5 protein-coding genes are annotated in these 4,243 nt (G+C 58.0%); 3 read left to right on the top strand and 2 right to left on the bottom strand.

Annotation, left to right across the window (positions count from 1 at the left end; all coding sequences use genetic code 11):
* The first annotated feature begins 104 nt into the window (after window positions 1–104).
* Window positions 105–1,055 carry a diguanylate cyclase gene (locus NW829_RS11805; protein WP_414417159.1) on the top strand — a complete coding sequence of 317 codons (951 nt, stop codon included), beginning with the start codon at window positions 105–107 and terminating at the stop codon, window positions 1,053–1,055.
* Between the two features lie 21 nt (window positions 1,056–1,076).
* On the opposite strand, the gene gcvH is transcribed toward NW829_RS11805, so the two are convergent.
* Together gcvH and NW829_RS11795 are read right to left on the bottom strand one after the other, a co-directional pair.
* A complete protein-coding gene (gcvH, locus tag NW829_RS11800; protein WP_011432013.1) occupies window positions 1,077–1,466 on the bottom strand; it encodes a glycine cleavage system protein GcvH in 390 nt (129 codons plus the stop codon).
* Between the two features lie 82 nt (window positions 1,467–1,548).
* Window positions 1,549–2,454, bottom strand: a complete 906-nt coding sequence (locus tag NW829_RS11795; protein ID WP_011432014.1) for an alpha/beta fold hydrolase — start codon at window positions 2,452–2,454, stop codon at window positions 1,549–1,551.
* A gap of 142 nt (window positions 2,455–2,596) precedes the next feature.
* Here NW829_RS11795 and NW829_RS11790 point away from each other — a divergent pair, with 142 nt between their 5' ends.
* A complete protein-coding gene (locus NW829_RS11790) occupies window positions 2,597–3,544 on the top strand; it encodes an NAD(P)H-dependent glycerol-3-phosphate dehydrogenase (protein WP_011432015.1) in 948 nt (315 codons plus the stop codon).
* A 276-nt stretch (window positions 3,545–3,820) separates the two neighbouring features.
* Entirely contained in the window at window positions 3,821–4,186 is a 366-nt protein-coding gene (locus tag NW829_RS11785) for a response regulator (protein ID WP_011432017.1), read from the top strand.
* Window positions 4,187–4,243: the final 57 nt, after the last annotated feature.

Raw genomic sequence — 4,243 nt, 5'->3', positions numbered from 1 at the left:
GATAAACTCCAGAGTTCCGCAGGTTTACAGATCAGAACCGGCAAGACGACCCCCATCTACCCAAATGCACCCTTGGGAAAACCGACATAATACGGATATAACGAGTGCTTACTGCTAACCCGCACAATTCGTTGGGCCTCTCCATGCCTCTCGACCCTCTCTCTCAGTTGCCAGAGGAGCCAACCACTCAGATCCCCTTGGAGTTTTACGAGCGCAGACCCCAGCCTGAGGCAACTGCGGCCTTTCTAACGGTGCTCAGCGGTGCCAATGTGGGCATGACGTTTCCCTTGGCAAGGGGTGGGGTTTTGGGGCGCAGCCACCGCGCGGACATTCAGCTCTTGGATCACGCCGTCTCCCGGCAGCACTGTCGGCTGGAGAGAGAAGATGAAGGTTATGTCCTCACCGACCTGGAGAGCCTCAACGGCACATATGTTAACGGCGAGCGCATCAGCCGCGTTCTCCTGAAGGATGGAGATCGCATTCAAGTGGGGGCCAGCACCCTCAAGTTTGCCTACTACGACGCGGCAGAAGAAGCCTTCTTTTTGCAAATGGCCACTGCCGCCCTCTATGACCCGCTGACCGGCTTGCATAACCGACGTTTTTTCCTGAAGCAACTGGAGCTGGAGATCCCCTTTGCCCTTCGCCATCGCATTCCCCTCCACGTGCTCTATCTGGATTTGGATGGGTTTAAGCAAATCAACGACCGCTGGGGGCACTGGGCTGGGGATCAAACCTTAATCCAGGTGGCGCGGCGATTGCAAGCTCACGTTCGCCAAGACGATCTGGTGGCCCGCTTGGGGGGCGATGAGTTTGCCCTGCTGGTGCGCGGGATCCCGAACTCGCAGATCCTAGGGCTGGCAGAACGCTTGCGGCAGGCTGTCCAGACCCTGTTGGTGCAGGCGGGGACGGAGACCATCTCCCTAAGCTGCAGTGTGGGCATCGCCTCTCTGCTGGAGCTGGGAGAGGGAACTGACCCACAAAGTCTGCTGGCTGCTGCCGACAAGGCCCTCTACCAAGCCAAAGCTGAGGGGGGTAACCGAGAGACTTTGCTGTAGTTCAGGGCCAACTGCTGGAGTTTAGGATCCCTCCACCAAACTGGCGTAGGCTTCGGCGCTCATGGTGTCCTCGAGATCTTCGGGGTTGGCAATGCGCACCTTGATCAGCCAGCCATCGCCATAGGGATCGTCGGCAAGGCTTTCGGGGCTCTCCACCACCGCTGTATTCACGGCCACCACCTCTCCAGAAAGAGGGGCATAGAGATCTTCGACGGCTTTGACCGATTCCACTGAGCCAAAGCTTTCCCCTTTTTCAATCTCTGTCCCTTCTTCGGGCAAGCCCACGAAAACGATATCCCCCAGTTGATCGACGGCATAAGCCGTGATCCCAATCACCGCAATATCATCCTCGACATGGATGTACTCGTGGGTGTCCACGTAGCGCAGATGGGATGGATACTCCAGGGCCATGCCGGTTCTCCCGTAGAATTCAGTGGATTATTCTAGGGTCAACCCTTGAAGATGGTAAAGAGCGGATCCCAAGCCCGGCCCGCTAGAGAAACTCCATCAGCAGCCGATTGACCGTTTGCGGAGCTTCCTGCTGCGCCCAATGGCCGCATTCGGGGATGTACTCCTTGCGCAGGCCGTTGGGGAAAAAGGGATCCATCCCCTCGGTTAGCTCGCGGCTGAGGGCAAAGTCTTCTTCTCCCCAAATCAGCAGGGTGGGGGCGAGGATTTGCCGCATGGGCTGCAAAAACAGGTTCTGCAAAGTGGGCAGGTTAAAAAGCTGGCGGTAGTAGTTGAGGGCAGAGGTGAGAACCTTGGGTTTGGAGAGGGCCTCTTGGTAGAGCTTGAGGTCGTGGCGGGTGAAGGCGCTTTTGCGCACCGAAGTTTCCTGGAAAATGCGGCGCACCCAATCTCCCAAGTCCCATTGCAGCACCCACTCTGGCAGCCAAGGCAATTGAAAAAAGAACAAGTACCAACTGCGGCGCAGTTGATCCAAGTTGCTCAAGAACTCCCGCCGGAAGCAGGCCGGATGGGGAGAATTGAGGACGGCCAGCTTGCGAATCTCCTCAGGGAAAAATTGCGCCCAGTGCCAGGCAATGGCTCCCCCCCAATCGTGGGCTACAACCACCGCTCTTCGGGCCCCAAAGTGGCTTAGCAAGCCGCGGATATCCTCGGTAAGGGTATCCAGGTCATAGCCGTGATCCGGTTTGTCGGAATCGTTGTAGCCGCGCATATCGGGTGCCACCACGCGAAACCGCTGCGCCAACACCGGAATCTGATGCCGCCAGGAGTACCAAAACTCCGGGAAACCGTGCAACAAGATCGCCAGCTCCCCTTCCCCTTGGGTGACGTAGTGCAGTTGAATGCCATTGGTAAGGGCATACCCGTGCTGCCAGGTTCCCATTTTGGCAGCTACCTCAGGAGGAAGGCGGGGGATCCCTGCTTCTGCCATGTCGTCTGCTCTCGAGCTAACCCATGATTTGGTATCCACCCATACTAACCTTTGTCGCCGGTCTTCCCTTTGCCGGCGCAGGCTTTTTGAGAGGCATCCTACGAAGAAAGCTTAAGAGAAAGTCTGCGGGTGAACAGATTAGATGAACACTAGCGCAGAAGGCCAAAGCCCAACATCCCCGCAAAGCGTTGCCATTTTGGGAGCCGGGGCTTGGGGAAGTACCCTGGCGATGCTGGCTCAGGGGCAAGGGCACCGGGTGCGGGTTTGGAATCGCCGCAAGGGCCTGGATTTGGCAGAAGTGCTCCAGGGATCCCAAATCCTCATCTCAGCCGTCTCTATGGCGGGGGTACGCCCTGTGGTGGAAGCGGTGCGCCAAGTGGGGATCCCGCCGCAGGCAATTTTGGTCTCGGCCACCAAAGGGTTGGATCCACTGCAGCTTCTGACCCCTACCCAAATTTGGGGGGCCACCTTCCCGGAGCAGCCCCTGGTGGTGCTTTCGGGGCCTAATCTTTCGGCGGAGATCCGCCAAGGCTTGCCGGCAGCGGCAGTGGTGGCCAGCCGGGATCCCTGGGCCGCTGTGCAGGTGCAGTATGCCCTTTCCTCGGAGCGGTTCCGCCTCTATACCAGCAGCGATCCGCTGGGAGTGGAGCTAGGCGGCACCCTGAAAAATGTTATCGCCATCGCTGTTGGCGTGTGTGATGGCTTGCAACTGGGGGCCAATGCTCGTGCGGCTCTGGTTACCCGCGGCCTGGCAGAGATGATCCGGGTGGGATCTAAGCTGGGGGCACGGGCAGAAACCTTCAACGGCCTGTCGGGGTTGGGGGATCTGCTGGCCACCTGCCACAGCCGCTTGAGCCGCAACTACCGAGTGGGCTACGGGCTAGGCCAGGGCCAACCCTTGTCGCAGATTTTGGCGGAGATCGAGGGCACCGCCGAAGGGGTTTACACCGCTCCCGTCGTGGTCGAGATCGCTGCCCAGCACGGCATTCAGGTGCCCATCACCCAGGAAGTGCATCTGTTGTTGCAAGGGCAGACCACCCCCACCGCCGCCCTCACCCGCCTGATGGAACGTCAACTGACTTCGGAATAGGCTGCCTTCACTTCTCCCAAAGGAGGAGGGGGGTTTCTGGCATAACCGCAAATCTGCGGATGAGGAAAGTTGTTCCGCACTCTATCAGGATTTTTGCAGAGCAGGGAGATCCCAGAATGAGCGATTTGGCGGAGTTTTTTTTTCCAGAGTTTCCCTATGCTGCAGCTGTAGTTCTTCGACTTGTTCTTGCATCAACTCGGATCTCTCTGGCTCCGGGAAGGCGGACAGTAGGCCCGACAGGTTGGGCCAAGTCTTTGTTTAATTTCTTACAAAGTTATGTCCAAACGCATCCTGGTGATTGAAGACGAACCCTCTATTCGCACCTATCTGCAGAAGGTGTTGCAACGAGCGGGGTACGACACGGTGGCGGCCACCGATGGAGAAGAGGGCTTGCAGATGGTGCGCACCCTGATGCCCGACTTGGTGTTGTGCGATGTGGTGATGCCCAAGCTGAACGGCTATGGGGTGCTGGATGCCCTGAGATGGGATCAGTCTACAGCTCACATCCCCTTCGTCTTTCTCTCCTCGAAAATCTCTCCCGAAGAGATTGAACAGGGGCTATGTTTTGGCTCCGATGCCTATCTGACGAAGCCCGTTGACCAGAAACGCCTGCTGAAAGCCGTTGCTGCCCAATTGTCTTGAGTTGACCAAAAGGCGCGACAAGCCCCGTCCTTCAGGGCAGGGAAGGATAGCGCCGAC

The sequence above is a fragment of the Synechococcus sp. R55.8 genome (assembly GCF_047461895.1).
Lineage (GTDB): Bacteria > Cyanobacteriota > Cyanobacteriia > Thermostichales > Thermostichaceae > Thermostichus.
The sequence above is the reverse complement of the archived record's forward strand: the minus strand, read 5'-3'. Positions and strand labels throughout refer to the sequence as shown.

Excerpts from the sequence above, each read along its gene's own strand:
- NW829_RS11790 (WP_011432015.1), top strand. The coding sequence starts at position 2,597 with ATGAACACTAGCGCAGAAGGCCAAAGCCCAACATCCCCGCAAAGCGTT.
- NW829_RS11785 (WP_011432017.1), top strand. The coding sequence starts at position 3,821 with ATGTCCAAACGCATCCTGGTGATTGAAGACGAACCCTCTATTCGCACC.
- NW829_RS11795 (WP_011432014.1), bottom strand. The coding sequence starts at position 2,454 with ATGGCAGAAGCAGGGATCCCCCGCCTTCCTCCTGAGGTAGCTGCCAAA.
- gcvH (WP_011432013.1), bottom strand. The coding sequence starts at position 1,466 with ATGGCCCTGGAGTATCCATCCCATCTGCGCTACGTGGACACCCACGAG.